This is a genomic window from Arthrobacter vasquezii, from assembly GCF_029455255.1.
Classification (GTDB): Bacteria; Actinomycetota; Actinomycetes; order Actinomycetales; family Micrococcaceae; genus Arthrobacter_D; species Arthrobacter_D parietis.
On record NZ_JAROKN010000033.1, the window covers coordinates 1 to 24,837 of the forward strand.

At 64.1% G+C, this 24,837-nt stretch carries 23 protein-coding genes, 1 tRNA gene, 1 pseudogene and 2 riboswitches; of the genes and pseudogenes, 15 read left to right on the plus strand and 10 right to left on the minus strand.

The window, feature by feature from the left end; all coding sequences use genetic code 11:
• Nucleotides 1-1,407: pseudogene (locus P4U43_RS11905) on the minus strand (helicase-associated domain-containing protein); the annotation flags it as partial.
• Between the two features lie 102 nt (nucleotides 1,408-1,509).
• The gene (locus tag P4U43_RS11910) at nucleotides 1,510-1,773 is read right to left on the minus strand and encodes a hypothetical protein (RefSeq protein ID WP_277358929.1); all 264 of its coding nucleotides are present in this window, start codon (nucleotides 1,771-1,773) and stop codon (nucleotides 1,510-1,512) included.
• Between the two features lie 181 nt (nucleotides 1,774-1,954).
• On the opposite strand from P4U43_RS11910, the gene P4U43_RS11915 reads away from it, so the two are divergent.
• Genes P4U43_RS11915 through P4U43_RS11925 form a run of 3 tightly spaced genes read left to right on the plus strand, consistent with a single transcriptional unit; the run spans nucleotide 1,955 to nucleotide 4,221 of the window.
• Nucleotides 1,955-2,338, plus strand: a complete 384-nt coding sequence (locus P4U43_RS11915) for a cold-shock protein (protein ID WP_277358930.1) — start codon at nucleotides 1,955-1,957, stop codon at nucleotides 2,336-2,338.
• A gap of 5 nt (nucleotides 2,339-2,343) precedes the next feature.
• Nucleotides 2,344-2,901, plus strand: coding sequence for a DUF3027 domain-containing protein (locus tag P4U43_RS11920; RefSeq protein ID WP_277358931.1), 558 nt, complete (start codon nucleotides 2,344-2,346; stop codon nucleotides 2,899-2,901).
• Between the two features lie 33 nt (nucleotides 2,902-2,934).
• Nucleotides 2,935-4,221, plus strand: coding sequence for an MFS transporter (locus P4U43_RS11925; RefSeq protein ID WP_277358932.1), 1,287 nt, complete (start codon nucleotides 2,935-2,937; stop codon nucleotides 4,219-4,221).
• Here P4U43_RS11925 and serC read toward each other — a convergent pair.
• Nucleotides 4,218-5,345, minus strand: a complete 1,128-nt coding sequence (serC, locus tag P4U43_RS11930; RefSeq protein ID WP_277358933.1) for a phosphoserine transaminase — start codon at nucleotides 5,343-5,345, stop codon at nucleotides 4,218-4,220. The genes P4U43_RS11925 and serC overlap by 4 nt on opposite strands.
• Before the next feature lie 240 nt (nucleotides 5,346-5,585).
• Here serC and P4U43_RS11935 point away from each other — a divergent pair, with 240 nt between their 5' ends.
• The 8 genes from P4U43_RS11935 (at nucleotide 5,586) to P4U43_RS11970 (ending at nucleotide 12,449) form a co-directional block, all read left to right on the plus strand.
• On the plus strand, nucleotides 5,586-6,290 hold the full coding sequence (locus tag P4U43_RS11935; RefSeq protein WP_277358934.1) for a metal-dependent transcriptional regulator: 705 nt from the start codon (nucleotides 5,586-5,588) through the stop codon (nucleotides 6,288-6,290).
• Between the two features lie 117 nt (nucleotides 6,291-6,407).
• A riboswitch (cyclic di-AMP (ydaO/yuaA leader) is annotated at nucleotides 6,408-6,601 on the plus strand.
• A 97-nt stretch (nucleotides 6,602-6,698) separates the two neighbouring features.
• On the plus strand, nucleotides 6,699-7,577 hold the full coding sequence (locus P4U43_RS11940; RefSeq protein WP_277358935.1) for a M23 family metallopeptidase: 879 nt from the start codon (nucleotides 6,699-6,701) through the stop codon (nucleotides 7,575-7,577).
• 156 nt (nucleotides 7,578-7,733) lie between these two features.
• Nucleotides 7,734-7,893, plus strand: a riboswitch (cyclic di-AMP (ydaO/yuaA leader).
• Nucleotides 7,894-7,976: 83 nt separating this feature from the next.
• On the plus strand, nucleotides 7,977-8,705 hold the full coding sequence (locus P4U43_RS11945; protein ID WP_277358936.1) for an NlpC/P60 family protein: 729 nt from the start codon (nucleotides 7,977-7,979) through the stop codon (nucleotides 8,703-8,705).
• A 23-nt stretch (nucleotides 8,706-8,728) separates the two neighbouring features.
• Entirely contained in the window at nucleotides 8,729-9,577 is an 849-nt protein-coding gene (locus tag P4U43_RS11950) for an NlpC/P60 family protein (protein ID WP_277358937.1), read from the plus strand.
• A 185-nt stretch (nucleotides 9,578-9,762) separates the two neighbouring features.
• A complete protein-coding gene (locus P4U43_RS11955; RefSeq protein ID WP_277358938.1) occupies nucleotides 9,763-10,263 on the plus strand; it encodes an HNH endonuclease in 501 nt (166 codons plus the stop codon).
• Nucleotides 10,260-10,901, plus strand: coding sequence for a molybdenum cofactor guanylyltransferase (gene mobA, locus P4U43_RS11960; RefSeq protein WP_277358939.1), 642 nt, complete (start codon nucleotides 10,260-10,262; stop codon nucleotides 10,899-10,901). The genes P4U43_RS11955 and mobA overlap by 4 nt, the downstream gene beginning before the upstream one ends.
• A gap of 13 nt (nucleotides 10,902-10,914) precedes the next feature.
• Nucleotides 10,915-11,199, plus strand: a complete 285-nt coding sequence (locus P4U43_RS11965; RefSeq protein WP_277358940.1) for a DUF6457 domain-containing protein — start codon at nucleotides 10,915-10,917, stop codon at nucleotides 11,197-11,199.
• Nucleotides 11,196-12,449, plus strand: a complete 1,254-nt coding sequence (locus P4U43_RS11970; RefSeq protein WP_277358941.1) for a molybdopterin molybdotransferase MoeA — start codon at nucleotides 11,196-11,198, stop codon at nucleotides 12,447-12,449. Before P4U43_RS11965 ends, P4U43_RS11970 begins: the two co-directional genes overlap by 4 nt.
• A 41-nt stretch (nucleotides 12,450-12,490) precedes the next feature.
• Here P4U43_RS11970 and P4U43_RS11975 read toward each other — a convergent pair whose 3' ends face one another.
• Nucleotides 12,491-14,854 carry an FdhF/YdeP family oxidoreductase gene (locus P4U43_RS11975; protein ID WP_277358942.1) on the minus strand — a complete coding sequence of 788 codons (2,364 nt, stop codon included), beginning with the start codon at nucleotides 14,852-14,854 and terminating at the stop codon, nucleotides 12,491-12,493.
• A gap of 153 nt (nucleotides 14,855-15,007) precedes the next feature.
• Between P4U43_RS11975 and fdhD the strand changes: the two genes are divergently transcribed.
• The 3 genes from fdhD to P4U43_RS11990 are packed head-to-tail and all read left to right on the plus strand — an operon-like array spanning nucleotide 15,008 to nucleotide 18,895.
• Nucleotides 15,008-15,850, plus strand: coding sequence for a formate dehydrogenase accessory sulfurtransferase FdhD (fdhD, locus tag P4U43_RS11980; RefSeq protein WP_277358943.1), 843 nt, complete (start codon nucleotides 15,008-15,010; stop codon nucleotides 15,848-15,850).
• 29 nt (nucleotides 15,851-15,879) lie between these two features.
• Nucleotides 15,880-16,953 (plus strand): LLM class flavin-dependent oxidoreductase, encoded by a 1,074-nt coding sequence (locus tag P4U43_RS11985; RefSeq protein ID WP_277358944.1) that lies wholly within the window; start codon nucleotides 15,880-15,882, stop codon nucleotides 16,951-16,953.
• A gap of 28 nt (nucleotides 16,954-16,981) precedes the next feature.
• Nucleotides 16,982-18,895, plus strand: a complete 1,914-nt coding sequence (locus P4U43_RS11990; protein ID WP_277358945.1) for an ABC transporter ATP-binding protein — start codon at nucleotides 16,982-16,984, stop codon at nucleotides 18,893-18,895.
• Nucleotides 18,896-18,923: 28 nt separating this feature from the next.
• Here the strand turns inward: P4U43_RS11990 and yczE are convergent, their stop codons facing one another.
• The 6 genes from yczE to P4U43_RS12020 all read right to left on the minus strand — a co-directional run bounded on the left by yczE (nucleotide 18,924) and on the right by P4U43_RS12020 (nucleotide 23,048).
• The gene (gene yczE / locus P4U43_RS11995; RefSeq protein ID WP_056550049.1) at nucleotides 18,924-19,565 is read right to left on the minus strand and encodes a membrane protein YczE; all 642 of its coding nucleotides are present in this window, start codon (nucleotides 19,563-19,565) and stop codon (nucleotides 18,924-18,926) included.
• A gap of 74 nt (nucleotides 19,566-19,639) precedes the next feature.
• The gene (locus P4U43_RS12000; protein ID WP_277358946.1) at nucleotides 19,640-20,020 is read right to left on the minus strand and encodes a hypothetical protein; all 381 of its coding nucleotides are present in this window, start codon (nucleotides 20,018-20,020) and stop codon (nucleotides 19,640-19,642) included.
• The gene (locus P4U43_RS12005; protein WP_277358947.1) at nucleotides 20,017-21,495 is read right to left on the minus strand and encodes a PGAP1-like alpha/beta domain-containing protein; all 1,479 of its coding nucleotides are present in this window, start codon (nucleotides 21,493-21,495) and stop codon (nucleotides 20,017-20,019) included. The genes P4U43_RS12000 and P4U43_RS12005 overlap by 4 nt, the downstream gene beginning before the upstream one ends.
• The gene (locus tag P4U43_RS12010; protein WP_277358948.1) at nucleotides 21,492-22,241 is read right to left on the minus strand and encodes a hypothetical protein; all 750 of its coding nucleotides are present in this window, start codon (nucleotides 22,239-22,241) and stop codon (nucleotides 21,492-21,494) included. The genes P4U43_RS12005 and P4U43_RS12010 overlap by 4 nt, the downstream gene beginning before the upstream one ends.
• 84 nt (nucleotides 22,242-22,325) lie before the next feature.
• Nucleotides 22,326-22,399 (minus strand) — tRNA-Arg (locus P4U43_RS12015).
• Between the two features lie 52 nt (nucleotides 22,400-22,451).
• Nucleotides 22,452-23,048 carry a hypothetical protein gene (locus tag P4U43_RS12020; protein WP_277358949.1) on the minus strand — a complete coding sequence of 199 codons (597 nt, stop codon included), beginning with the start codon at nucleotides 23,046-23,048 and terminating at the stop codon, nucleotides 22,452-22,454.
• A 160-nt stretch (nucleotides 23,049-23,208) separates the two neighbouring features.
• Between P4U43_RS12020 and P4U43_RS12025 the strand changes: the two genes are divergently transcribed.
• Complete coding sequence (locus tag P4U43_RS12025; protein WP_277358950.1) at nucleotides 23,209-24,753, plus strand: alanine/glycine:cation symporter family protein; 1,545 nt, start codon at nucleotides 23,209-23,211, stop codon at nucleotides 24,751-24,753.
• Nucleotides 24,754-24,837: the final 84 nt, after the last annotated feature.

Consider the following 24,837-nt stretch of genomic DNA (forward strand, 5'->3'; position numbering starts at 1 on the left):
CATGCCCGGCACCAGCCGCGAAAACCGCCGGCGCAGGCGGGGCTGGTGCCACGTGAGGCGTTCGACGAGGGATGGTGCGTCAAGGACCGGGGCGCGGGCGTCATCGTGCTCTGTCTCGGCCGAGAGCGCGTCCGCGGCTGACAACAGACGACGGCGGACCGCCGGCGCGTCAGTGCGCGTTGCCTCCGAAGACAGCACATTGACCGTATTGCCGGTGGGCAGCTGCCCGCCCACCAGGGAAGGAGCGCGCTCAGCGTCGAGCCACGCTTGCACCAGCCGGAGCCACTGCTCGTGGCGTTCGGCGAGGTGCCAGGATCCACCGGGGGCTGCCATCCAGCGTGAGCTGTCCGGATCCAGCACTATCAAGCGGCCCAGTGCTGCCAGCTCAAGCAGCCAGGCCACCTGGACACGGTCCACCCGCAGGGCATCGGCGAGCCGTCGAATCTCCCGAACGCCCACACCTCCGGTGCGGAGGGTCGCGATTGGCTCCGCCTGCACGCTGGTAAGGAGTTCGGTGACGAGCCTGAGCGTTTCAGCGATGGCCCCGAAGGCGGCGTTGTCCCGAAGGCCGGCGCGGACCGCAGCGAGCTGCGGAACCGGTGGCGAGGCCGGCAGCGAGGGAATGATCATGCCACCACGTGCCGCAATTCCCACTTCCCGCGGAAGCTCGACATGATTGGCGTCGAGACGGATGAGGAGTCCGCGCTCAAGAAGCCACTCAAGGGGCGTCGCCGTGCTTGATGCGCCTGCCTTTGCCGAGCCCACCGGAGAGGCCGCGAGTTTTTCCAGCAGGTCACCCGTTGCGCTGGGAGCCGCCTCCAGCACAGCGTCCCAGGATGTGTCGAGGATCGCCGCGAGGGTAGTTGCGGGATCGGATGCGGACGGACCCGCTGCACCAGGAATCCCGGAAGCGGACAGTAGTTCCAGTCCGGCCGCCATCCGCGCGGCGTACTCCGGGTACTGCTGGGCCAGCAAGGCCAGCGGACGTCCAAGGCCTGCAGGGTAGGGACCAAGCGCATCGTGAAGGGATTCAAGGGGGAAGTAGGAGCGGCGGCCCCTGGCCGCGGGGCCGGTTCGCAGGAGCGCCACCTCGTGAAGCTGAGTGAGAAAGGGCTCGAGCGTCTTCGCCGTCATCGAGGATATGGACGCCTTGAGGCCTGTGGCTGTGGCACCGACGGCCGCGTCGAGGTTGGTGGTGAGCACTACTGCCTCGAGCACCATGAGCTGCGGAGTATTCAAGCCCTCAAGGGCACGCTGGACGCTTACCCGGGTCGAGGCCCGGGCCGCGAGGGCTGCAAAATCCGGCACCGGCGGCAGGACAACATCCGGGCGCGCGGACATCAGCCTTCGGAGTTCGGCGTCGCTGCGGGAAACAAGGTCCTCGGCAAGAGCACGGATAGCGGACACCGGATTAACGTTACTCGCACCGGGCGGCGGTGAGATGACTGCCGATGTCTGGGCGTGGGCGCCCGTAGGAAATGAGAATCCAGCGGCGACTATAGGGAAAACTCAGCTGCGCCCGCGCCTAAGAACGCTGACAACCACGCTGGCAGCCATCAACAGGAAGCCGAGCGGCAGAAAGAAATAGGCAGCGGTAACAAATCCCGGCCAAGCCTCCGCGCCGGCCCACGCGGAGAAGAGTACCGCCACCAGGGACAGCAGGCCGAGGACCGCGAAGCCGACCGCGGCAATGAGCAGGGCCAGCCGCGCACGCCGGGTGTTGCGGCCGCCGTCATCGTTGGCGGCAGGGACAGAGGAAGGGTTCTGCGACATGATGCTCCTAGCGTACAAGGACGCGGATCGCCCATTTCGCCCGTCAGTGCCGGGTATCCTGTTAAGGCAGACTTTTTCCCTGCGCAGCCCCGGCTGACTGACACCCTTCCGGTTGCCCTCGGTAACCATTGGTGAAGCGCCAACGGATTGCGCGCAAGTAGTTCGAGAACGAGGTAATTACGTGCCTATCGGCAAGGTCAAATGGTTCGACTCCGAGAAGGGTTTCGGTTTCCTGGCGACGGATGACGGCAAGGAAGTGTTCCTGCATGCCTCGGCGCTTCCGGCCGGCGTGACTGAAGTCAAGGTCGGAACGCGGCTCGAGTTCGGAGTCGCTGACGGACGCAAGGGTCTCCAGGCGCTGTCCGCACGCATTCTTGACGTGCCGCCCTCGGTTGCCAAGGCAACGCGCAAGAACGCTGATGACATGGCCGTGATCACCGAGGATCTGATCCGGCTGCTGGATGATGTGTCCAACGGTTTGCGGCGCGGGCGGTACCCGGACAAGTCGCACTCCGCGAAGGTCGCCGCAGTGCTGCGCGCGGTCGCGGATGATCTGGACGTTTAGCCCGCATGAGTGAAACCCCGGCATCAATGGAAACAGCTGAGGCGGAGCCCGTCGCGACGGCGGCCCCCGCAGCGCCTGCAGCAAAGCGCAGGCCGGTCCGTAAGCCGTCCAGGCCTGACGCTGTGCTGGCTGCGGCGGTGGACGCCGCGCGGAATGGCCTGCTGGAGGTTGCCGGGGAACATGAGGTGGGGGAGCATGTCGGTGCTTTCCCCGATGCCGAGCGGCTCGTGACGCATCGCTTCGCCGCACACGTCCCCGGGTACGAGGGCTGGCACTGGTTCGCAACCCTGGCGCGGGTTCCGCGCAGCAAGGACGCCACGGTCTGTGAAGTAGGGCTGCTGCCCTCCGAAAACGCACTTTTGGCGCCTGACTGGGTGCCCTGGTCTGAACGCGTTCGCCCGGAGGACACAGCGGAGGAAGACTCGGCAGCACCGAAAGCCGTAACGCCGGAAGATGCAACGCCGGAAGATGCAACTTCGGAGGACGCCGCACGGGTTCCGGAGGCTGACGTTGCTGAGACTGACGCCGAGGCCGCCCCTGGAGGCGAATCTCCAGTTGCCTGAGGTGTGGGGGAGCGCGGAAAGGAAGGCTGCCTGATGGGCATGTTCCGATCCCTGCATATCCACAACTACCGGCTCTGGTTCATCGGCGCCCTGATTTCCAACGTGGGCACCTGGATGCAGCGCACAGCCCAGGACTGGCTTGTCTATGACATCCTCACCGATCAGGACGCCGCGGCTATGGGTATTGTCATGGCCTTGCAGTTGGGGCCGCAGCTCTTCATAGCTCCGTGGGCCGGGCTGATCGCTGACTCCGTTGATCGCCGCAAGCTATTGATGGGAACCCAGGCCGCGATGGCGGCGCTCGGCGTAGGGCTGGGCCTCCTCGTGGTGCTCGGCCTGGCGGAGCTGTGGCATGTTTACGCGTTTGCGCTTGCTCTGGGCGTCGTCTCCGCCATTGACGCTCCCGCGCGCCAGGCCTTCGTCTCCGAACTGGTGCGCGATGATTACCTTCCCAACGCGGTGGCCCTGAACAGCGCCTCTTTCAACGGCGCTCGGATGTTCGGTCCCGCAGTTGCGGGTTTACTCACGGTTGCCGTAGGGCCCGGCTGGGTCTTCCTGATCAACGCAGTGACGTTCGGGGCGATGATCTTCGTCCTCGTCACTATCCGTCAAAAAGAACTGCGTGTACTCAACCGCTCGGCGCCCGGTCGCGGGAGGATCCGAGCAGGTTTCCGCTATGTGCAGCAGCGGCCGGATCTCATGATGGTGATGTTCGCAATTTTCGTGGTCGGAACCTTCGGCTTGAACTTTGCCGTCTATATTGCGGCGATGGCACGCACTGAGTTCGGAACAGGCGCGGGAGTCTTCGGCACGCTGTCCTCGATCATGGCGGTGGGTTCCGTGGCGGGGGCGCTGCTTTCGGCGAGGCGGGACCGGCCGCGGCTCAGGTTCGTCTTCGGAGCAGCCGGTGCCTTTGGCCTCGCGTGCCTGCTGGCTGCGCTGGCACCGTCCGTCTGGCTTTTCGGGCTGGCCCTTGTTCCAGTGGGACTCTTCGCGCTGACGCTGATGACCAGCGCCAACGCCTACGTTCAGACCACAACCGTGCAGGAGATGCGCGGCCGGGTCATGGCCCTGTACTTTGCGATCTTCCTGGGCGGGACGCCTATCGGAGCGCCCATCGTCGGGTGGGTGACCAACGCCTACGGGCCGCGGTGGGGACTGGTGGTCGCTGCGGCGTCGGGCTTCGTGGCCGCGGTGGCCGGGCTGGCCTGGGTAGCGCGGTCGCATCACGTGCGGGTCCGTCTCATCCATCCCTCGCCGCGGCGGCTCAAACTGACCCTTGCCGCGACAGCGCGGAATACTGCGGAACGGAACGGCTAGGAACGCTCCACCACGTAGTCAATGCATTCCAGCAGCGCCGATACGTCGGTGGGCTCGATTGCCACGAAGGTGGCGATGCGCAACTGGTTGCGGCCCAGCTTCCGGTACGGTTCGACGTCGACAATCCCGTTTGCGCGGAGGGTCCTGGCTACGGCGGCAGCGTCAACAGTCTCCGCGAAGTCGATCGTCGCGATGACGTTGGAGCGGTGGTCCGGGTTCTGCACAAAGGGCGCGGCAACGGCGGAGGACTCAGCCCAACTGTAGATGCGGCTGGCGGAATCGGCGGTTCGCGCTGCAGCGAATTCCAGCCCGCCGTTGCTGTTGAGCCACTCGATCTGAGCATTGAGTGTCACAAGCGTGGACAGTGCCGGTGTGTTGTAGGTCTGATTCAGGCGTGAGTTGTCGATCGCCGTCTGAAGGTCGAGGAAGTCCGGGATCCAGCGCTTCGAAGCCTTGATCGCCGCTGCCCTTTCGAGTGCAGCGGGGGAAAAGAGGCCAAGCCAGAGTCCGCCGTCGGACGCGAAGTTCTTCTGCGGAGCAAAGTAGTACACGTCAGCCTCTGAGACGTCCACCGACAACCCGCCGGCAGCGGAGGTTGCATCGATGCAGATGAGCGCGCCGTGATCCGCGCCCGCCACCCGCTCGACCGGCGCCGCCACACCGGTTGAGGTTTCGTTCTGCGGCCAGGCATAGAAGTCGATGCCCGGCTCCGCGACGGGCACCGGCCGGGAGCCGGGGTCAGAGGTGATGACCGTTGACTCGCCCAGGAATGGTGCCTTGGACGTCGCCGCTGCGAACTTGGATCCGAACTCACCAAAGGAGAGATGCTGCGCACGCGCTTCAACGAGACCGAAGGAGGCGACATCCCAAAAAGCAGTGGACCCTCCAACACCGAGAATCACTTCGTAGCCTTCCGGGGCGCCGAAGAAGTCCATCAAACCGGCCCGGACCGAACCCACCAGATTCTTGACCGGTGCCTGCCGATGTGAGGTTCCAAGCAGGGCCGTTCCTGCCCGGTTCAGCGCTTCCAGCTGCTCGGGGCGCGTTCTGGAGGGACCCGCACCGAACCGGCCATCCTGCGGCAGCAGCTCGGCGGGGATGCGGATGTCGGCGGGATCGCTCATGGTTACTCCAGGGAGGTTGCTTGCGATGGGGTCGCAGACCATTCTGCCCCAGCACGCTCAGCGCAGATGCATTGTGACCGGCTTCGGATGCGCCCGGATCAGCGGGGCGGGTGACGCTGTGTAAATGGGTTAACCTTGTGGGGCGTAGGGATGACGACGGCGGCCCATCTGTTGGGCACTGCAGGCAGCCGCTGCATCAACGCTCAAACCGCACCAGTGCCAAGGAGCTGAACCCCGCAAATGACGGACCTCATCGACACCACCGAGATGTATCTGCGGACAATCCTTGAACTTGAGGAAGAAAACATCGTTGCGCTGCGCGCCCGGATCGCCGAGCGCCTTCGTCACTCAGGCCCTACGGTCTCGCAGACTGTCGGTCGGATGGAACGTGACGGACTCGTAGTGGTGACCGGCGACCGTCACCTTGAACTGACCGAGCTCGGGCGCCGGCGGGCCACCGAGGTGATGCGCAAGCATCGGCTGGCGGAACGACTGCTCTCCGATGTCATCGGCCTGGACTGGGCCTACGTCCACGATGAGGCGTGCAGGTGGGAACACGTGATGAGCGAGCGGGTTGAGCGGCGCCTGTATGAGCTGCTGGGCCAGCCGACCGAATCACCCTACGGCAATCCCATCCCTGGCCTTGAGGCCCTGGGCGGTACCCCGTCGGAAGCGTTCACCTTGGGCGTGCGCACGCTTACGGACACGATGGCAAACTACACTGCGGGTTCGATTGTGACCCTTGTCCGGCTGGCCGAACCCATTCAGGTGGATCCCGAACTGCTGACCCAACTGGACGAAGGCGGTCTGCGTCCCGGAGCGCAGATGACCCTACAGGCAGTGGGAGACTACGTGTCCGTTCGGGTGCCCGGCGTGGAGGGTGCGCTGGAGTTGCCGCCGGAAGTTGCTTCGCATGTTTTTGTGGCGGTTCAGCCGCAGTTCTGAGGCGCCGGACCGGAAGGCTCTGGATTCCCGAAGGATATCCACAGCATGGTTACGAAATGATTACTTTCCGGCGCTCACGGCTATAGTTGGTTCCTGGCGCTGATACTCCAGCGTTACCTGGTTCGCCTGCCTAACCCTGTCAGCGAACGCAGTGTTACACAGATGGACAGGGGCGGAGGACCCACAACCGGTCATGGCATGCCATGGCCTTGGGGTGAAGTTCGGATGCTGCCACACCGCAGGGATCTGAACCGAGTCTTCTCATACTCGAATCCGACAGCTAACTTCGCAGGCAAAAAATGAGAAAGGGTCTCCTTGTCGAACACTGCTTCGGGGCGCCGCCGTGCGAGCACCCCGGTCGCTGAAGCGCGGCCACGCGATGCGCATAGGCGGGAACGAGCTGAGCGCTTGGCACGTCAGGCTGCGGACAACGCAGCAGCGCCGTCCAGCCCGGTGTGCACTGAAATCAACGCTTTCCCGGCGCCGGTTTCCACCTGCCCGGATAATCCGCTGCCCCGCCGTGAAGCCCGCACCGGAACGGTAGCCCCGGTAGTTTCCTTACGCCCCCGTGATGCCCAACGCACCGAACGACGACGCCGCGCAGCCAGCACTCGCCGCGACGTTTCCTTCGCCGGACTCAGCCAGAAGGTTGCCATTGCGGCCGCTGCCTCTGGCATGGTGCTCACGGTTGCGCTGCCCACCACCGCCGCAGTGGTGCCCGCTGAAGCGCAAACCGTGGCTGCTGCAGCTGAGCAGGAAGAACTGCAGCCAGTGCAGGCTGCCGCCGGTGCGGATGTCTCATTTGACCGCGCGGCACTGCACAGCACCTTCGATCCCGATGCGAAGCTTGCCGAGATCGTTTCCGCATCCGGTGGAGACATCGTGACTGCGGAGGCCAAGGGCTCTCTCTCAGCACCCTTGGACCGTATGGTGATGAGCTCCGCTTTCGGAACCAGGATCAGCCCAATCACCGGTGCAGGGGAACTCCACACCGGACAGGACATGAGCGAAGCCTGCGGGACCTCCGTCTTGGCGGCTGCGGCCGGCACCGTCACGTTTGCAGGCTGGCACGCATACGGGGGCGGCAACCGTGTGGTGATCAAGCATGCCAACGGACTGGAAACCACCTACAACCACCTGTCGGCCATGGACGTGGCGGTGGGCCAGATTGTGGAGCGTGGCGACGCGATAGCACGCGTGGGTTCCACAGGCGCCTCAACCGGATGCCACCTGCATTTTGAGGTCCTTGTCGACGGCAAAAACGTCGATCCGCTCGGCTGGCTCTGAGTCATTTTCCGCGCCGGTTGGCCGCGTCGTAATCATGAACACACCGTTCCGTGACCGGAATGTGACATAGCCAGAGAACTGATGTACCGTCTAACTCGTGCCGAATCGCAGGGGGTTCGGCGCACTCGTGCAGATCGCCTAGCTCTGCCACTGTACGAGTTCCGTTCGCAACAATCGCATGGCAGGGGCGGGGGAACCAATTGTGGGCTTCTTCTTGAAGTCCTTGGGGTTAAGTCGCTGGATCTGAGACGATCCGCGGCCGGGTGACTCCCATCCGAATCCGACAGCTCACCTCGCAGGCGTAGGGAGAGGCAATTCAACGTGTCAAATAGCTCTGCGCTGGGGCGCCATCGTGCGGTTCCGGCTCATACAAATTCGCTCGCAGCCATTTCCAGGGCTGTGTCTTCGAACGCAGGTTCCGTAGGACGCCAGGCAGCAGTCATCGTCGCTGCTTCCGGACTCGTCCTCACCGCAGGCCTTCCGGCTCATGGCGCTTCTGACGCCCAGCGCTCGGCCCAGGCAGTCAAGACCCTCAGTGCCGTGGTAGCTCAGCCGGTCAGCGTCAGCGCCGCCGCTGACGCAACCGTCACCTTCGAGCGAGCAGCCGTTGAAGCTGTAGCAGCTCCGGTCGTCGAGGCTGTTGAGCCCGCCCCAGCCGTCACAGTGCAGGCTGAAGCAGTAGTTCAGAATGAAGCAGCTGTGGCCGCTCCGGCCCCGGTCGTTGAGCCCGCCGTCGAGGTTGCGGCAGCTCCCCAGGCAGAGGTTGAGGTAAAGGCTCCCGCCGCTGAGGCTCCGGCTCCCGTCGAGGCGCCCACCTCCAGCGGAATCGGCGCAGCGCTCGTAGGCTCGGCCTACTCGCAGATCGGCGTTGCCCAGGATTGCACCGCCATGGTTGAGAAGGCACTGCGCTCAATCGGCAAGTCGGTCGGGGACATCGCGCCGAGCGATTTCTTCGCTTTCGGCTCAGTCGTTTCCACTCCCGCACCCGGTGACCTCGTTGTCTCCGCAGGTCACGTTGCCATCTACGTAGGTAACGGCCAGGTCATCAGCGGTGGCCTGAACGGTATGAATACCGGGCTGCACAGCCTGTCCGATCTCGCTGGCTCTAGCTTCGTCCGCGTTAGCTAAGAACAGATACCTGGAGCACACACATGACCTCTAACACCCGTGCCATAGCGCGCCACCGCGCCGAAGTGCAGCGTTCAGCCCACCTCTCCTCCATTGCCCGCGCAGTCAGTGACAACGCCGGCGGTGTAGGTCGCCAGGCAGCCGTCATCGCGGCGGCTTCGGGCCTCGTTCTGTCCAGCGGAGTCGCGGCCAACGCTGTGGAGCTGCCCGCGGAGCGCAACACCGTCACCACCACGCTTGAGGTTCAGGGCGCCAAGGCCCCGATTCAGGCCCCGGCGGATGCCAAAATCTCCTTCAACAAGGCTGCCGTCAAGGCAGTGGCGGCGCCCACTGTGGCTGCCCCTGTTGTCGAGGCTGTACCTGTTGTGCAGCCGCAGGCCCAGATCATCGAAGCCGCTCCGGTGGCGGAGACAGCTCCAGTCGCAGAAGCAGCACCCGCCGTCGTAGCGGAGGCCGCTGTCGCCATACAGGCAGCGGCTCCTGTTGCTGCACCGGCTGCTGTCGCCGAGAAGCCCGCGCCCGCAGCTCCCCAGGTCTCCTCGGGTGTAGCGGCCACCATTGCTGCCGCTGCGCAGGGTCAGCTCGGAGTAATCCAGGACTGCACCCGCCTCGCCAGCAACGCCCTTGCCGCTGCCGGCATCAACTTCCATGGATGGCCGGCCGGCTACCTCTCCCTCGGCCGCACGGTCAGCGCCGCGGAAGCTATTCCCGGCGACCTCATCTACTACGCTGACGGTGGCATGGGCGCAGCCCACATCGCTGTATACATCGGTGGAGGGCAGGCCGTTCACGGTGGTTTCAATGGCAACCAGACCGTTGTGGCACCTGCAGAACTCGGCTCCGGCGGTGTTTACATCCGCGTTGGCGGCTGATCTCCCTTACCCTCCCTCGACAAAGCCCTCTGCCTATCAGGCGGAGGGCTTTGTCGTGCGTGGCGATTGACGGATCCTCCCGGCAACGGCTTACTCTTGCACTGTCAATCCGAAGTACCTTCGCCGTAGCTTCAGGGACCTCAGGGATTCAATCCTGCGGCTATGGATGGCAAAGAGGAATGTGCATGCGCACTCTCGTTTTGAATGCTGGATACGAACCACTGGCGGTCGTGACCTTCCGCCGGGCGCTCGTGCTTGTTCTTACGGGCAAGGCCAGCGTCGTCGCAGAAGGGGAGGACCCGGTAGTGGGCCCCAACGAAGTGCTGTCGCGGCCATCAGTCATCCTCCTCAACAGGTATGTGAAGATCCCCTACCGTAGCGGCACCGTCGCGACCCGCCGTGGAGTGCTCCGGCGTGACAACCACCTGTGCGCCTACTGCGGCAAGCCTGCCTCGACCATTGATCACGTTGTTCCGCGATCGCGTGGGGGCGAGGACAGTTGGGAGAATCTGGTGGCCTGCTGCCTACGCTGCAACAACGCCAAGGGTGACAAGACACTGGCCTCGCTGGGTTGGTTCCTGCGAATTGTGCCTACGCCGCCCCGGGGGACGTTCTGGCAGATCCGGGAATTGGAAAAACCGCTGCCGCAGTGGAGCGAATTCCTGCCCGCTGACAACGCCGCGTGAGCAATACACGCGACGGCCGGGGCGCCGGTAGCATTGCCGCCGGTGTCGGTGGCGCCAGCGAGTTGATGTACGACGCCGTTGTGCTCACAGGAGGCAGGTCCTCAAGGCTCGGAGGGGTCCCCAAGTCAACCCTGATCGTCGATGGATTCTCCCTTCTGGAACGAACCTGCAGCGCTCTGAATGAAGCCCGGCGGCTTGTCGTTGTTGGCGGACCGGCGCCCGATCTGCCGCCCCGGGCGGAACTGGTACGGGAAGACCCGCCCTTCGGGGGGCCGGCAGCGGCGGTGAGCGCCGCCGTCGTACATCTGATGACCGATCCCGCGCCCTGGGTGCTTGTGCTTGCGTGCGACATGCCGCGGATCAGCGACGCACTGCCTGCACTCATGCGAGGCGCCGCTGAAACGGGCGCCTCGGTTCTGGCTCACGACGGCGGCAGGGACCAACCGCTTGCCGCACTGTACCGCTGGGCTGACCTGGCCACAGTGGAAAAGCAGGAAGTAAGGAATCTGTCTATGCGCGCGCTCCTTGCTAGGGTGACATGGAGTCCAGTCGAAGTTCCCGCGGGCTCAACCACTGACATTGATACGTGGTCCGATGCCCGGCAGTTCGGGGTGGAGGAGCCAGGCGCGGGCAGATAGCGGAAGGTTCACCATGGAGGATCGGGAACGCCTGCTCAGGCAGTGGAGCGAGAAGCTTCTGGAAACGTTTGAACTTGAGGGCCTCGAGGTCGATGTCGATGCCGTTTTGGCGCTGGCCGGTCAGGCGGCGCACTCGGTTGTTCGACCCGCAGCGCCGCTCACCACGTTCATCGCCGGTTATGCAGCCGGAATGGCCGTCGGGATCGGGCAGGCAGACAGCGGAACGGCCATGCGGTCAGCGCTGCGGGCCGCCCATGCGGCGTGCCCGCCCGTCGCCGGGTCGGAAGACCGCCGATGAGCAGTGCAGGGCACGAGTTGAGCTGGCAGGAGGCCCGGCGGCTGGCGTATGAATCGGCATCTCCTAAGCCTGTACAGACCGTGAACCTCGCGGACGCTCTCGGCCAGACCCTTGCTGAACCTGTCGTGGCGCTGCAGCCCATCCCGCACTACGCGTCCTCGGCGATGGACGGTTGGGCGCTCAGCGGTGAGCCGCCGTGGATGCTGATCACACCCGTTCAGGAGGATGAGAGCCCCTGGCACCGGGCACACGAGCACAAGAAGTCCGGCTACGCCACGCTGGAACCCGGTCAGGCCACGTTCATCCTTACAGGCGGCGTGGTGCCCCGAGGGGCTACCGGAATTCTTCGTTCTGAGCACGGAGCCATCCGGGATGGCATGCTCACCCGCAATGACCGTGCCCGCCCCGACGAGCCGCTCGAGAACGAACATATCCGCCCGGCAGGTGAGGAAGCGGCAGAGGGAGCGCAGGCCATAGCTGCCGGTGCGGTGCTCAATCCCGCGCAGATCGCGCTGGCCGCAGTCTGCGGGTATGACACGCTTCCCGTTCTCCGTGCGCCACGGGTGTCCCTGCTGTTGACCGGTGATGAAGTGATCGAGGCAGGGTTGCCCGAGGCGGGCCAGGTTCGCGATACGTTCGGCCCGCAGTTGCCCGGCCTGCTCACCATGCTGGGCGGCCACGTGGATACGGTGGCCCGCGCGCGTGATGATCTGGACGACGTCGTTGCTGCCATCAGCGCCGAGGCCACAGATGAAGTCTCTCTCGCGAGGGCTTCCGGAGACGTCCTGATCAGCACCGGCGGCACCGGTTCCTCGGATGCGGACCACATCCGCCGCGCGCTGGCTGTGCTCGAGGCTGAGCTTCTCATCGACGGCATCGCCATGCGCCCCGGACACCCTACGCTCCTGGCACGGCTGCCGGACGGCCGATTCTTTGTGGGCCTGCCCGGCAACCCGCTCGCCGCGATGATGGCGCTGTTCACGGTGGGAGCACCGCTGTTGGCCGGTCTGCGGGGAGCCGCCTTCCCGGAGTCCCGCTCAGTTCTGGCAGGTGAGGCCTTCAAGCCGCTGGAAGGGCGCACTCGGCTGGTGCCGTACCGCCTGGAGAACGGACGCGCCATGCCCACAGTCCACCACCGTTCGGGCATGCTGCGCGGTCTGGCGGATGCCGACGGCGTCCTCGTTGTACCTGAACATGGTTGTGAGCCGGACGAAAAGGTACCGGCACTCACCCTGCCGTGGTTCAGCTAGCAGCTCCCTCGTTCAGCTGAAACGCGGCAGGGCGGTGCAGGTCAGACGGTAGCCGGCATGTTCTCCCGCGCGTTCTCCTCGCCGGTGCCGCCCGCCGGCCCGTCAGCTGCCGGCTCCAGCCGGATGATGACGCCCTTTGAGACCGGGGTGTTGCTGCCCTTCACGGTGTCGTCCAGCGGAACCAGGACGTTTGCCTCCGGGTAGTACGCCGCAGCACAGCCGCGTGCGGTGGGGTACGCAACCGCCCGGAACTTGCGCAGCGCGCGGTCCTTGCCGTCCAGGTACTCGCCGTGCACGTCCACAAGATCGCCGTCCTTGAAGCCGAGTTCCGCGAGATCCTCGGGATTCACAAAGACCACATGGCGGCCCTTCTTGATTCCGCGGTAGCGGTCGTTGTAGCCGTAGATGGTGGTGTTGAACTGGTCATGCGAGCGCATGGTCTGGAGGATCAAGCGGCCGGGCGGGCACTCCATCGGGTCCAGTTCGTTGACGGTGATCATCGCCTTGCCGCTGGGGGTATTGAACTTTCGCGAATCACGCGGCCCGTTGGCCAGCAGGAAGCCGTCCTTCTCGCGGATCCGCCGGTTGTAGTTCTCACACCCTGGAACCACGTGTGCAATGTGGTCCCGGATGCGGTCGTAGTCGTCCTCGAATCCCTGCCAGTCAGCGTCAATGCGGTCACCGATGGTGGCCTGTGCCAACCGGCTCACGATGGCAACCTCGGACAGCAGCCCCGGTGCCACCGGGTCTACCCTGCCTTCAGAGGAGTGCACGGCGCTGACAGTGTCCTCGACGGAGACGAACTGCGGGCCGGTTGCCTGGATGTCGATCTCGGTGCGGCCGAGCGTGGGAAGGATGAGCGCTTCTGCGTCCTCACTGATAACCGTGTGGGAGCGATTCAGCTTGGTGGAGATCTGCGCGTTCATCTCAAGGTTCTGCATGGCCGCTTCGGTGGCTGCGGTGTCCGACATCGCTGCGACGAAGTTGCCGCCGAGTGCGAGGAAGAACTTGATGTCGCCGTCGCGCATTCCCCTGACCGCCGCGACGGAGTCCACGCCGTGCTCGCGGGGTGGTTCAAACCGGAATTCCTTACCGAGCGCGTCCAGGAACGAGTCCGGCATCTGCTCCCAGATGCCCATGGTGCGGTCGCCCTGCACATTGGAGTGTCCGCGGATGGGAGAGGCGCCCGCGCCAGGCCGGCCCATGTTGCCGCGCAGCAGCAGCAGGTTGATCATTTCCTTGATGGTGCCGACGCCGTTCTTCTGCTGCGTGACGCCCATGGCCCAGGTAATGATGGTCCTCTTGGACCTGATGTAGCGGTCGGCCAGTTCGTCGATCTCTTCAGAACGCAGCCCCGTCGCCTCCAGCACGGTCTCCTCATCAAGACCCGACAGGTGTTCCCGTAGTTCGTCCAGCCCCTCACAGTATTCAGCGATGAATTCATGATCCAGCACCGTGCCGGGGTTCCTGTCCTCGGCCTCGAGCACCCGCTTGGACACCGCCTGAAGCAGCGCCATGTCGCCGCCGCTTCGGATCTGCAGGAACTGGTCGGCAAGATCGGTGCCGCGACCCACTACGCCCTTGGGCTTCTGGGGATTCTTGAACCGGCGCAGGCCGGCCTCGGGCAGCGGGTTGACTGCCACTATCTGGCCGCCGTTTTCCTTCTGCTTCTCCATGGCGCTCAACATCCGCGGATGGTTGGTCCCGGGATTCTGGCCGATGACGATCATCAGGTCGCAGTTCAGGTAGTCGTTGTATGCGACGGTCGCTTTGCCGATCCCGATGGTCTGGCCCATGGCAACGCCGGATGACTCGTGGCACATGTTCGAGCAGTCCGGCATGTTGTTGGTGCCCAGTGCACGGATGAACAGCTGGTAGATGAATGCTGCCTCGTTGGACGCGCGCCCGCTCGTGTAGAACGCCGCTTCATCGGGGGAGGCGAGGCTCTTCAGCTTGTCCGAGATGATCGTGATCGCCCTGTCCCAGCTGACGGGCCGGTAGTGATCCTCACCGGCCGCCTTGTAGACGGGTTCCGTCAGCCGGCCCTGCATGCCGAGCCAGTACTCTGACCGTCCGCGCAGTTCGGTGATGGAATGCTCTGCCCAGAACTCGGAGGACACAGTGACCGGTGTGGCCTCCCAAGTGACCGCCTTGGCGCCGTTCTCGCAGTATTCGAAGGTGCTGCGGTGATCCGACGGGTCCGGCCAGGCGCAGCTCATGCAGTCGAAACCCTGCTTCTGGTTCATCCGGAGCAGGGTGCGCACGCTTCGTTCAACACCCATATGCTTGAAAGCAGGCTGCATGGAGTGGTACACGCCGGGCAATCCGGCCGCCCATTCCTTGGGTGTACCGACATCGAGATCGTTCTCGTCTGCTTCTTCGACGGGAGGGTTTGAGCGAGTCATCGCGCATCCTTTCTAGGCCGCTTCTCAGCGCTGAGTGGTCCTACCTGACCCATTGTCGCTCAGGAACATCGAATGTGGGATACACGCGGCGCCGGTCGCTGAAGGTTGAAGCGTCCATTAGGCTCAATCCAGGCCCAACCGAAAGGTGAATTGATGACGCGGGTGATGGACAGGCGGCGGATTACGCGCTATCGGCTGGACGGCACGGTCAGCCGGCGGGAAGACCGTCTGGCCGGTGAAGAGCCCCTGGAGATCAGGCTGGGCGGGCGGGCCTTCAGCGTCACCATGCGCACCCCGGGCGACGATTTCGATCTGGTCGCAGGTTTCCTTGTCTCCGAGGGAGTAGTTGCCGAGCCCGGTGAAATCCTCGCGCTTCGCTATTGCGCCGGGGTGGACGAGGAGGGCCGGCAGACCTTCAACGTGGTCGAGGCCCAGCTCCGCCCGGACGTAGCGCTGCCGGATACATCGATGGAGCGCCATGTCTATACCTCCAGTTCCTGCGGGATCTGTGGAACAGCCTCCATTGACGCGGTCCGGAAGTCGGGCCGCTTCGACGTGCACGACGACGACGGCACCGTGGATCTGCCGGTCCTTGCCTCCCTGCCGGACCGGCTGCGGACCAGCCAGAAGCTTTTCGACCGTACGGGCGGCGTCCACGCGGCGGGACTGTTCTCCCGGGACGGCGAGCTCCTGTGCCTCCGTGAGGACGTGGGCAGGCACAACGCCGTGGACAAGGTGGTGGGTTGGGCACTGCGCTCGGATCTGCTGCCGCTGCGGGGAACATTTCTGCAGGTCTCTGGACGCGCCTCGTTCGAGCTGGTCCAGAAGGCGCACCTTGCCGGTATACCGATCCTCGCGGCCGTGAGCGCCCCGTCGTCGTTGGCTGCGGACCTGGCGGAGGAATCCGGGATCACGCTTGTCGGTTTCAGCCGGGGGCAGACACTGAACTGCTACACACACCCGCAGCGTATTGTCGCAGGCTCAAACCCGGAATAGGTGCACCGGGCCCGGAGTTGCACACCAGTATGGAACTTGGCATCTTCAGCTTCGGCGACATCCACCCGAACCCGGTAACCGGCGAACGGGTATCACCCGAACAACGGATGGCCGATCTGCTGGAGCGGGCACGGCTTGCCGATGAGGTGGGCCTGCACTACTTCGGTATCGGAGAACATCACCGGCCGGATTACGCGGTGTCCTCCGTGGTGCCGGTTCTGGCCGCCGCCGCCGCACAGACCCGGCAGATCCACGTGGGATCAGCGGTCACCGTACTCAGCACCGAGGATCCGGTGCGTGTCTTCCAACAGTTCGCCACCCTCGACCTCCTCTCCGGCGGACGGGCGGAACTGACCGCCGGCCGCGGCTCCTTCATCGAGTCCTACCCGCTGTTCGGTGCTGCCCTCGAAGACTACGACGCACTCTATGAGGAAAAGATCGACCTTCTGCTGCGCCTCAACGCCGAGGAACGGTTGACCTGGTCCGGCCGTTTTCGGCCGCCGCTTCAGGATGCGCTGATCCTGCCGAGACCGGTCCGGGAGCAGTTGGACATTTGGATCGCAACCGGTGGGACGCCGTCGTCGTCGGTGCGTGCTGCGCGGCTGGGCACATCGGTCATTTACGCGCTGCTAGGTGGTGCCGTCGACAATTTCGCGCAGCACGCCGCGCTCTACCGGGAACAGTTCAACGCGAGGGGGACAGCCGTGCCGCGGGTCGGCGTCAGCGGCGTCGGGTTGATCCTCCGTGACGGAGCCAAGGAGGCCTTCCGTCCGCACTGGCTCGACAGTATGACCCGTATTTCCGCGGAACGCGGCTTTCCCAAACCCAGCGGAGTCACTTACAACATGCAGGCGGCGCGTACGGGGGCGCTCTATGTCGGTACCCCTGAAGAAGTGGCGGAGAAGATTGTTCTCACGCACGCCGCCATGGGCCATGACCGGCACATCCTCCAGCTCGACTTCTCATCGGTGCCCCAGGCACAGGTTCTTGAGTCCATTGAACTGTTGGGTACACAGGTGCTGCCCCTCGTCAATGACGCCCTCGGCGTCCACCAACTTGAGGACGCCGTTTCCCGGACCGAAAGTGTCCGCGGCTGGTCCTAAGCTTGAAGTTCACTAGCTGGAGGCACCCATGAGCATGGAAGGCGCGGCCTGGAGTTCCCTGTACCGGATCTCCTCCGCCAAGAACGGCAGCAACAAATTTTCCAGGGAAACGCTGAAGCGGATCCTGTCCTTCGCCGTGCCGTACCGGGTCAAGCTGGTGCTCTTCATCGCGCTGTCAGTGGTATCCGCGTTCCTGGCGGTTGCCACGCCGGTCCTTGCCGGGCAGGTTGTCAACGCGATCATCGCCGAAGCCGCGGTAGAGACCATCGTGTGGCTCGCCGTCGTGATTGCGATTGTGGCCGTAGCTGACACCGGCGTGGGACTGCTGACACGCTGGTACTCGTCACGGATCGGCGAGGGAGTGATCCTCGATCTACGGACAGCGGTCTTTGACCACGTTCAGAAAATGCCCATCGCGTTCTTCACGCGTACCCGCACTGGTGCGTTGGTGAGCAGGCTCAACAATGACGTGATCGGCGCCCAACAGGCGTTCAGCGGCACGCTGTCCGGCGTGGTGAGTAATCTCGTGGCGCTGATTCTTACCCTGATCGTCATGCTGAGCACGTCCGTCCTGGTCACCGTGCTCGCAGTCATCATGCTGCCCATCTTCCTGCTGCCGGCCCGCCGCATGGGCAGCAGGCTGGCTTCCCTCCGGCGCGAGGCCGCTGACTACAACTCGACCATGAGCACGCAGATGACTGAGCGGTTCTCCGCCCCCGGCGCCACGCTGGTCAAGCTCTTCGGGCGCCCTGATGAGGAGTCCGAAGAGTTTCGTGTCCGCGCTGCACGGGTCCGGGACATCGGTGTCCGGACGGCGATGCTGCAATTCGTGTTCTTCTCCGCGCTGATGCTTGTTTCTGCCCTCGCCCTTGCACTGGTGTACGGATTGGGCGGCAGCTTGGCGCTCGGCGGCGCGCTGGATACCGGTGAAGTGGTGACGCTGGCGCTGCTGCTCACCCGCCTTTACGCGCCGCTGACATCCCTCGCCAACGCGCGGGTGGAGATCATGAGCGCTCTGGTGAGCTTCGAGCGGGTCTTCGAGGTGCTCGACCTCGACCCACTCATCAAGGAGAAGCCGGACGCGCAGATGATTCCGGCTGGTCCGGTTGCAGTCGAGTTCGACGACGTCCGTTTCGCCTACCCGTCAGCGGACAAAGTCTCCCTCGCTTCGCTGGAGGAGGTCTCAACGCTGGACACCCGTGGCGGTGAGGAGGTGCTGCACGGTGTCAGCTTCCGCATTGAGCCCGGGCAGACCGTTGCACTGGTGGGTACCTCCGGTGCGGGTAAATCCACTATCGCCCAGTTGCTGGCCAGGCTGTATGACGTCGATTCCGGCTCTGTCCGGATTGGCGGGAAGGACGTCCGGGAAACCACGTTCGAGTCGCTGCGGCATACCCTTGGCATGGTGACCCAGGACGGCCACCTGTTCCACGAGACAATCGCCTCCAACCTGAGGTTGGCCCGCCCTGAAGCACGGGATGAGGAGCTCTGGGATGCGGTTCGCCGGGCACGGCTGGAGACCCTGATCCAGTCGCTTCCGGATCAACTGGACACCATGGTGGGTGAACGCGGTTACCGGCTTTCCGGTGGGGAGAGGCAACGCATGACCATTGCGCGGCTGCTGCTCGCCCAGCCGCGCGTTGTTATCCTGGATGAAGCCACAGCAGCCCTGGACTCGACGTCGGAAGCCGCCGTTCAGGCCGCACTCACTGAGGCGCTCGCCGGTCGTACGGCTCTGGTGATCGCCCATCGTTTGTCCACCATCCGGAGCGCGGACCAGATTCTGGTCATCGAGGACGGCCGCATCGCCGAGCGCGGCACGCATGAGGGACTGCTCGCCGCCGGCGGGCGGTATGACGAGCTGCACCGCACACAGTTCGCTGTGCAGAAGTCGGTCGCGCCGGACGAGCCGGCGGAAGCGCTGACCGGCTCCGGAGCCTGAAGCAATGTTTCCCTAAGACGCGGAATTCTTAGGGAGCGGCGCCGGATGGTGCAGCCTGACCGTCCAGCCGTGGCTCCCCGGGCTTCTCCGGAATGTGGAACCGAGGCAGTGTGAGGTTGACCAGCGGGCCCACAAAGAGGGCAAAGGCCACGGTGCCCACGCCGACCGTTCCGCCCAGAGCCCAGCCGATCGCGAGGACCGACACCTCGATGCCCGTCCGCACTGCCCAGATGGGCCAGCCCCAGCGTTTGTGCATGCCGGTCATCAGCCCGTCACGTGGCCCAGGCCCCATGCGCGCCCCAAGGTAGAGACCAGTGGCAACCGCGAGCAGAACCAGGCCGCCGGTAAACAGGAGAATCTGCACCCACAGGACCGTCTGCTGCGGGATGACGGCGAGGCCCACTTCAGCGCTCGGTCCTACGAGGAGGACGTTGAGTACTGTCCCCACTCCGGGCCTTTGGCGGATAGGGATCCAGAGCAGCAGTACGGCTAGACCAATCAGGTTCGTGGTCAGCCCGAAGGGTATGCCGCTCTGGACCGAAACGCCCTGACCCAGCACGTCCCAGGGGGACACTCCAATGCCGGCGCGGATCATCATGCCGATTGAGAACCCGTAAAGAAAGAGGCCAACGAGCAGCTGCACGATCCGACGCAGAAGGAGAAGGGACATGGTTCCAGTATCGGTTACGGTTACGGCTCAGATGAGCCGCTCAGCTGGGGCGAGTCTGGGTGTACCGGGGATTGCTAGTCGATGCCGTAGTGCTCGCGGATATCGCTGAGCGAACGCATCACCGAGCCGAGGTCGCTCGGGGTGAGGTATTCGGAGCGATCCTGGGAGTAGACCATGTAGTTGAGCGTTGTTTCTTCATGCCGATCGGCACTCTCGACGAAGGCGCGCACCGTGTCATCGAGTATCCGATGCAGCTCGGCGGTATCACTTGTCGCTGTATCAATCTCGATGGAGGTGGAGTCGCCGGCACCGATCCTTGCCCACTCCACGCTGACGCGCTCAACGCCATCGATTGCGGAGATCGCCTCTCTATACGTGTCCGCCGGTGACGATGCACCACAGGCTGGGAGGAGCAGCAAAGCCAGCACAGCAAATAACGAGCTTATGCGTCTCATTGTTGTCGCCTTCCGACTGGAATCACGAAGGACTCTACCGCTGAGGTGTCGCCGGTGAGGAATCGCTGAGTAGAGGGTGACTGAGCGTACTGGAATGCGCGATTGGCGGGATCGTCTTCAGCCTCGCTGATGGAGTGTGCGTAGTTGTTGTAGTCGTGGTTGGCGGCCACGTCGCTCCAGCCGCTGCCGGGCGGGTCCGGAAGGGTGACCTGTTCACCGGATTGCTCCGGCACCGCACCATTGACGCTCGTACCTCCAAGATCGAGGCGCGAGACGACGTCGTTCTGATGCTGGAATGAAATGACATCAACGTTCGACGGCATGGCCGTCCCGTCAACCGGTGAGCCGAACGTCATCACGTTGGTGACGTTGTACCGCTCCAGGAACACAGGGTCCGAGGCTAGCGAGGCCGCGATCATTCCGCCCTGCGAATGTCCTGACAGCATCACCGGCGCGCCGGGTTCGATCCCCGCCCGTTCCATGGCCAACGCAACGGTCGCGGCCGCAGTCGACATTTGGCCCGAAGCGCTCACCAGATTGCCGGTCAAGTCAGCCGAGATCGCAGAAGTAACAGGATTCCATGACTGGGTTCCTGGAATGCTCAGGATGTAGGCGGGACCCTCGGCGTTTTCTACCCGCGTGATTCGGACAGCACCGTCAGCGGTGGATGGATTGCTCGCGTCACCGTATGCCTGGGCCGTGAGGAACGCCAGCGCAGCAAGATCTGTTGGCACCACGCTGTCCAGATGTTGTGAGGGCCCACGGTTCATGCCATCCCGGGACACGCTGACCGGAATCGGCTCTCCGGCCCAGGGCGTTCCATCGTCGAGCAGCAGTGGAGCCCACTGGCCGAACGTCCCGGCAGTGACAGTGAAATCGACGAGGCTGCTCCCCGCCAACGCGACCGACGCTGACAATTCCATGATCGATGGCGGACTTCCGGCCAGCATCTCATCGAACAGGCCGCCTGCATGGATGCCGCCATCGACAAGGTCGCGAAACGATTCCGCGATGTTGCCGTACCCCAGTTCCGCCCGGTTCCCGAACCACTCGGCTCCGTCTGCGGTGGTGTCGACAACCCAGTCCGCGCCTCCTGCGACCCACTCCAGTCCGTCGGTGATCCAGTTGCCGTTGTCGTCCCCGCTCGTTTCCCGGGTGCTGGAGGCGAGCGGCTGAGCGGCGGAAGGGGCAGGTGGACCTACCGCGCCGGTGGCACTCGTTCCTTCCTGGGCATCCGCATGACCCACAACCTCGAGGGCGGCCTGCCTCAACTGCTCAGCGATACCCAACAGTGTGGGGCGGTGCCTGCCGGCCCAGTCGGCGCGAAAGTAGTCCGCATCTCCGCCCTGCCAGCCGATGACCGAGAGCTTCCCGGAGACCTGCAGTCCGACCAGCTCGAAATGCGCCGCAGCATTCTCGAGGGAACGGGCAAGCTGACGAACCTGGCCCGGGTCCATCCCGAGGAGCTGGCTCATGCGCTCGCCGCTGCTCCCGCGACGAACTCATAGGCGCAGGCGAGGGCGAAGGTGATTTCGCGGGCCACATGACCGGCTCGCTGCGGAGTGAGGAGCAGAGCGCCGTCTGTGGTGCGCACCGAATAGAGCGTGCTCTCGCTGACTGACCATCGGCCCGCCCAGACCTGCCGGCTCTGCCCGGCCCACGTGGTCATCGCTGCGCTCAGGATCGCTTCTTCCGGAACGACGGCGGCCGCTTCCGAAGGCGTGAGCGGCATGTGGACGACGGTGTCACCGGAATCTGTCCGGGCATGCACCGCATCAGCTCGAAGTTCGGGGAGCGGCGGAAGGACGCGGCTGATTGCGCCCCAGATGTTTTCCGCGTCGAAGAGAGCTACCTCAAGGGACGGTTCGTGGCCCCGTGCACGGATGCTGCCGTCGTTGTCTGTTTCCACGGTGCTGCGGCGGTGAACGCACACACCGCGGTCTGCGGTGAGCGTGAGGTCACTGTTGGCTCCCACGCTGTTGTAGGCAGCCGACAGGCGAAGAAGGATCGCGGGCGAGAGGAATTCCTGCAGAGCCGTATGCCAGCGTGATGACAATTCGGTGCCGGTTGCCAATCCGAGGGAGTTCAGTTCCGCCCACCCGGCATCCGGCGCAGGCGCAGTCGAAGGATCGGTATGGCCTGAGTGTGCTGTCGAAGCTGAGCTCAGTGCGAGCGACCAGGCGGCCGGTGATAGACGGACGACGTGAGACGGTGGTGGCACAGTTGAAAGATTCCCCATCCCGTCAAGCTAGTGCAGGCGGGGATTCTCTGCCATGGGCAGGTGTACCCATGTGGACAACGGTTGTGCCCCTGGCCGGAATCGAACCGACGACCTTCCCTTTAGGAGAGGGACGCTCTATCCTACTGAGCTACAGAGGCGGGTGCGCCACCGCACCGGGCGGTGCGCAGGCGGTACCAGCTTACAGTCTTCCTAACTCCGTGACCGCATCCTCCGCGGCAGCAGCACCGCGGTCAAACCGGCCGCGCAGCTCAACGCGAACAGCACCCACCGGGCGATGGTGAGTACGGACGCCAGGGCGACCGAACCGGCGTCGGGCCCGGAAAGAATGGAGTCGATCGCGACGTTCTCCCAGAGGTCCACCACAACGAAGAGCAGCACCGGGCTCCACAGCAGCCAGCGAAGCCATCGCCGTGAAACGTTGAGCTGAACCAGCAGGAGCCAGGCCAGTCCAAAAAGCAGCGGGAAGAGCGTGCCGGCCGTCTTGTGCACGTAGCTCAGCTGCCCGAGAGCCGCAGAGTCCATGACGGCACGCAGCTGGTCGATATAGGCGGCATCATATCCACCGAAGAGCATGTCCGGCATGCTCAGCCCACCGGAGAGCTGGGTCATCTGGGAGAGCGTCAGAAGATGGAAGTACCAAAACAGGAAGAGAGCCGCAGCCACTGCCGGAATGAGGATCAGGTTGCCGTTATGGCGGGGTGGGGGAGGCTGCTCGCCCGGGTTCGCCGGTAGGCCAGCCGCGGCCGGCCCGTGCTTGCGTGCGATCTGTGCCCTCGTTTTGCCCATGCCACAATGCTAGACCGTTACCATGCAGCAACAGTTCCTGAAAATCCACCCTGTATTTGATCTCATTTTGATAAAGATGGGCGCCGTTAGCTGCCTGTGATTGCAATCACAGCACCTAGTGGGGTTTGTTTAACGGATGGCTATAAACCAAGCATTACCCATGTCTAGCGTTGCGGATCAGGTGGGATGGCTCGCAGCCATCGAGGACGCCATTGATGCCGTCTTCGAACCTGTCGCAACGTGGTTCGCCGCAATTGTCTTCGTCCCGATCACCATTGGCGAGGTCAGTTTTCCGGTAGTGGTCGCGTGGCTTATCGCCGCGGCCGTCATTTTCACTATCTACTTCGGCTTCATCCAGTTCCGCGGATTGAAGGTTTCCTACGAGGTGATCCGCGGACGCTACTCGTCCAAGGATGACCCGGGCGAGGTCCCACACTTCCAGGCACTGACCTCGGCATTGTCCGGGACGGTCGGGCTTGGAAACATTGCCGGTGTCGGCGCAGCAATGGCGCTGGGCGGGCCCGGTGCCACCTTCTGGATGATCCTGGCCGGCTTGCTCGGCATGTGCACCAAGTTCGCTGAGTGCACGCTCGGGGTTAAGTACCGCGAGGTCCACCCGGACGGCACCGTCTCCGGCGGGCCATTCAAGTACCTGCCGGTTGCCTTCAAGAAGTTCGGCAAATGGCCCGCCAAGATCCTCACCGGTATCTTCGCGGTTGCGATCCTGATCTTCGGTGTTGCAGGCGGCAACATGTTCCAGGCCAACCAGACCTTCGCCCAGGCGCAGGAAGTCACCGGCGGTGCTGACGGATTCCTCGGCAGCCCGGGTGCAGCCCTGATCTTCGGCATTATCCTTGCGGCGCTTGTCGGCGCTGTCATCCTCGGCGGGATCAAGTCCATCGGCGCCACCACCAGCAGGCTCGTACCGGCGATGGGAATCATCTACGTCCTTGCCTGCCTGTTCGTCATCATCGTGAACATCGGTCAGGTTCCAGCCGCATTCGGTGCCATCATCGAAGGCGCCTTCAACCCGCAGGGCCTGGCCGGCGGCATCGTCGGCGTCATGATCGTCGGCTTCCAGCGTGCTGCCTTCTCCAATGAGGCCGGTCTGGGTTCCGCTCCTATCGCCCACTCGGCAGTCAAGACCCGCCGTCCAGTGAGCGAGGGTTTCGTGGCGATGTTCGAGCCGCTCGTCGACACTGTGGTCATCTGCACCATGACGGCCCTGACCATCGTCATTGCCGGGGCACCCAGCCTGCAGGCAGGAATTGATCAGGTCCAGGCAGGTGAAGGCACTCCCGACGGCGTCATCCTCACCTCGGACGCTTTCGCCACCGTCATTGACTGGTTCCCGATTGTCCTGGCCGTGGCGGTCGCGCTCTTCGCGTTCTCCACACTGATCACGTGGTCCTACTACGGTCTGAAGGCCTGGGAGTACCTCTTCGGCCGCGGCAAGACCTCGGAGGTCCTGTACAAGGTCATCTTCCTGTTCTTCACGGTGACCGGTACGGTTCTCACCTTCGGCCAGGTGCTCAGCTTTGCTGACTCGGCGTTGTTCGTCTGTGCGTTCGTGAACCTGCTCGGCGTGTACATGCTCCTGCCGGTGATCAAGCGCGAAATGAAGGAATACCTCGCGGACCGCAAGAGCGGCAAGCTCCTCGACCTCGGCATCGAGCCTGAGGACCGCGAAGCCGCCACCAAGTAACCACACCTATCCGTCCACAATGTGCCCGCCGGGTCGCCGACCCGGCGGGCACAGCCATGCCTGGACCAGCAGCGGACAGGTTCT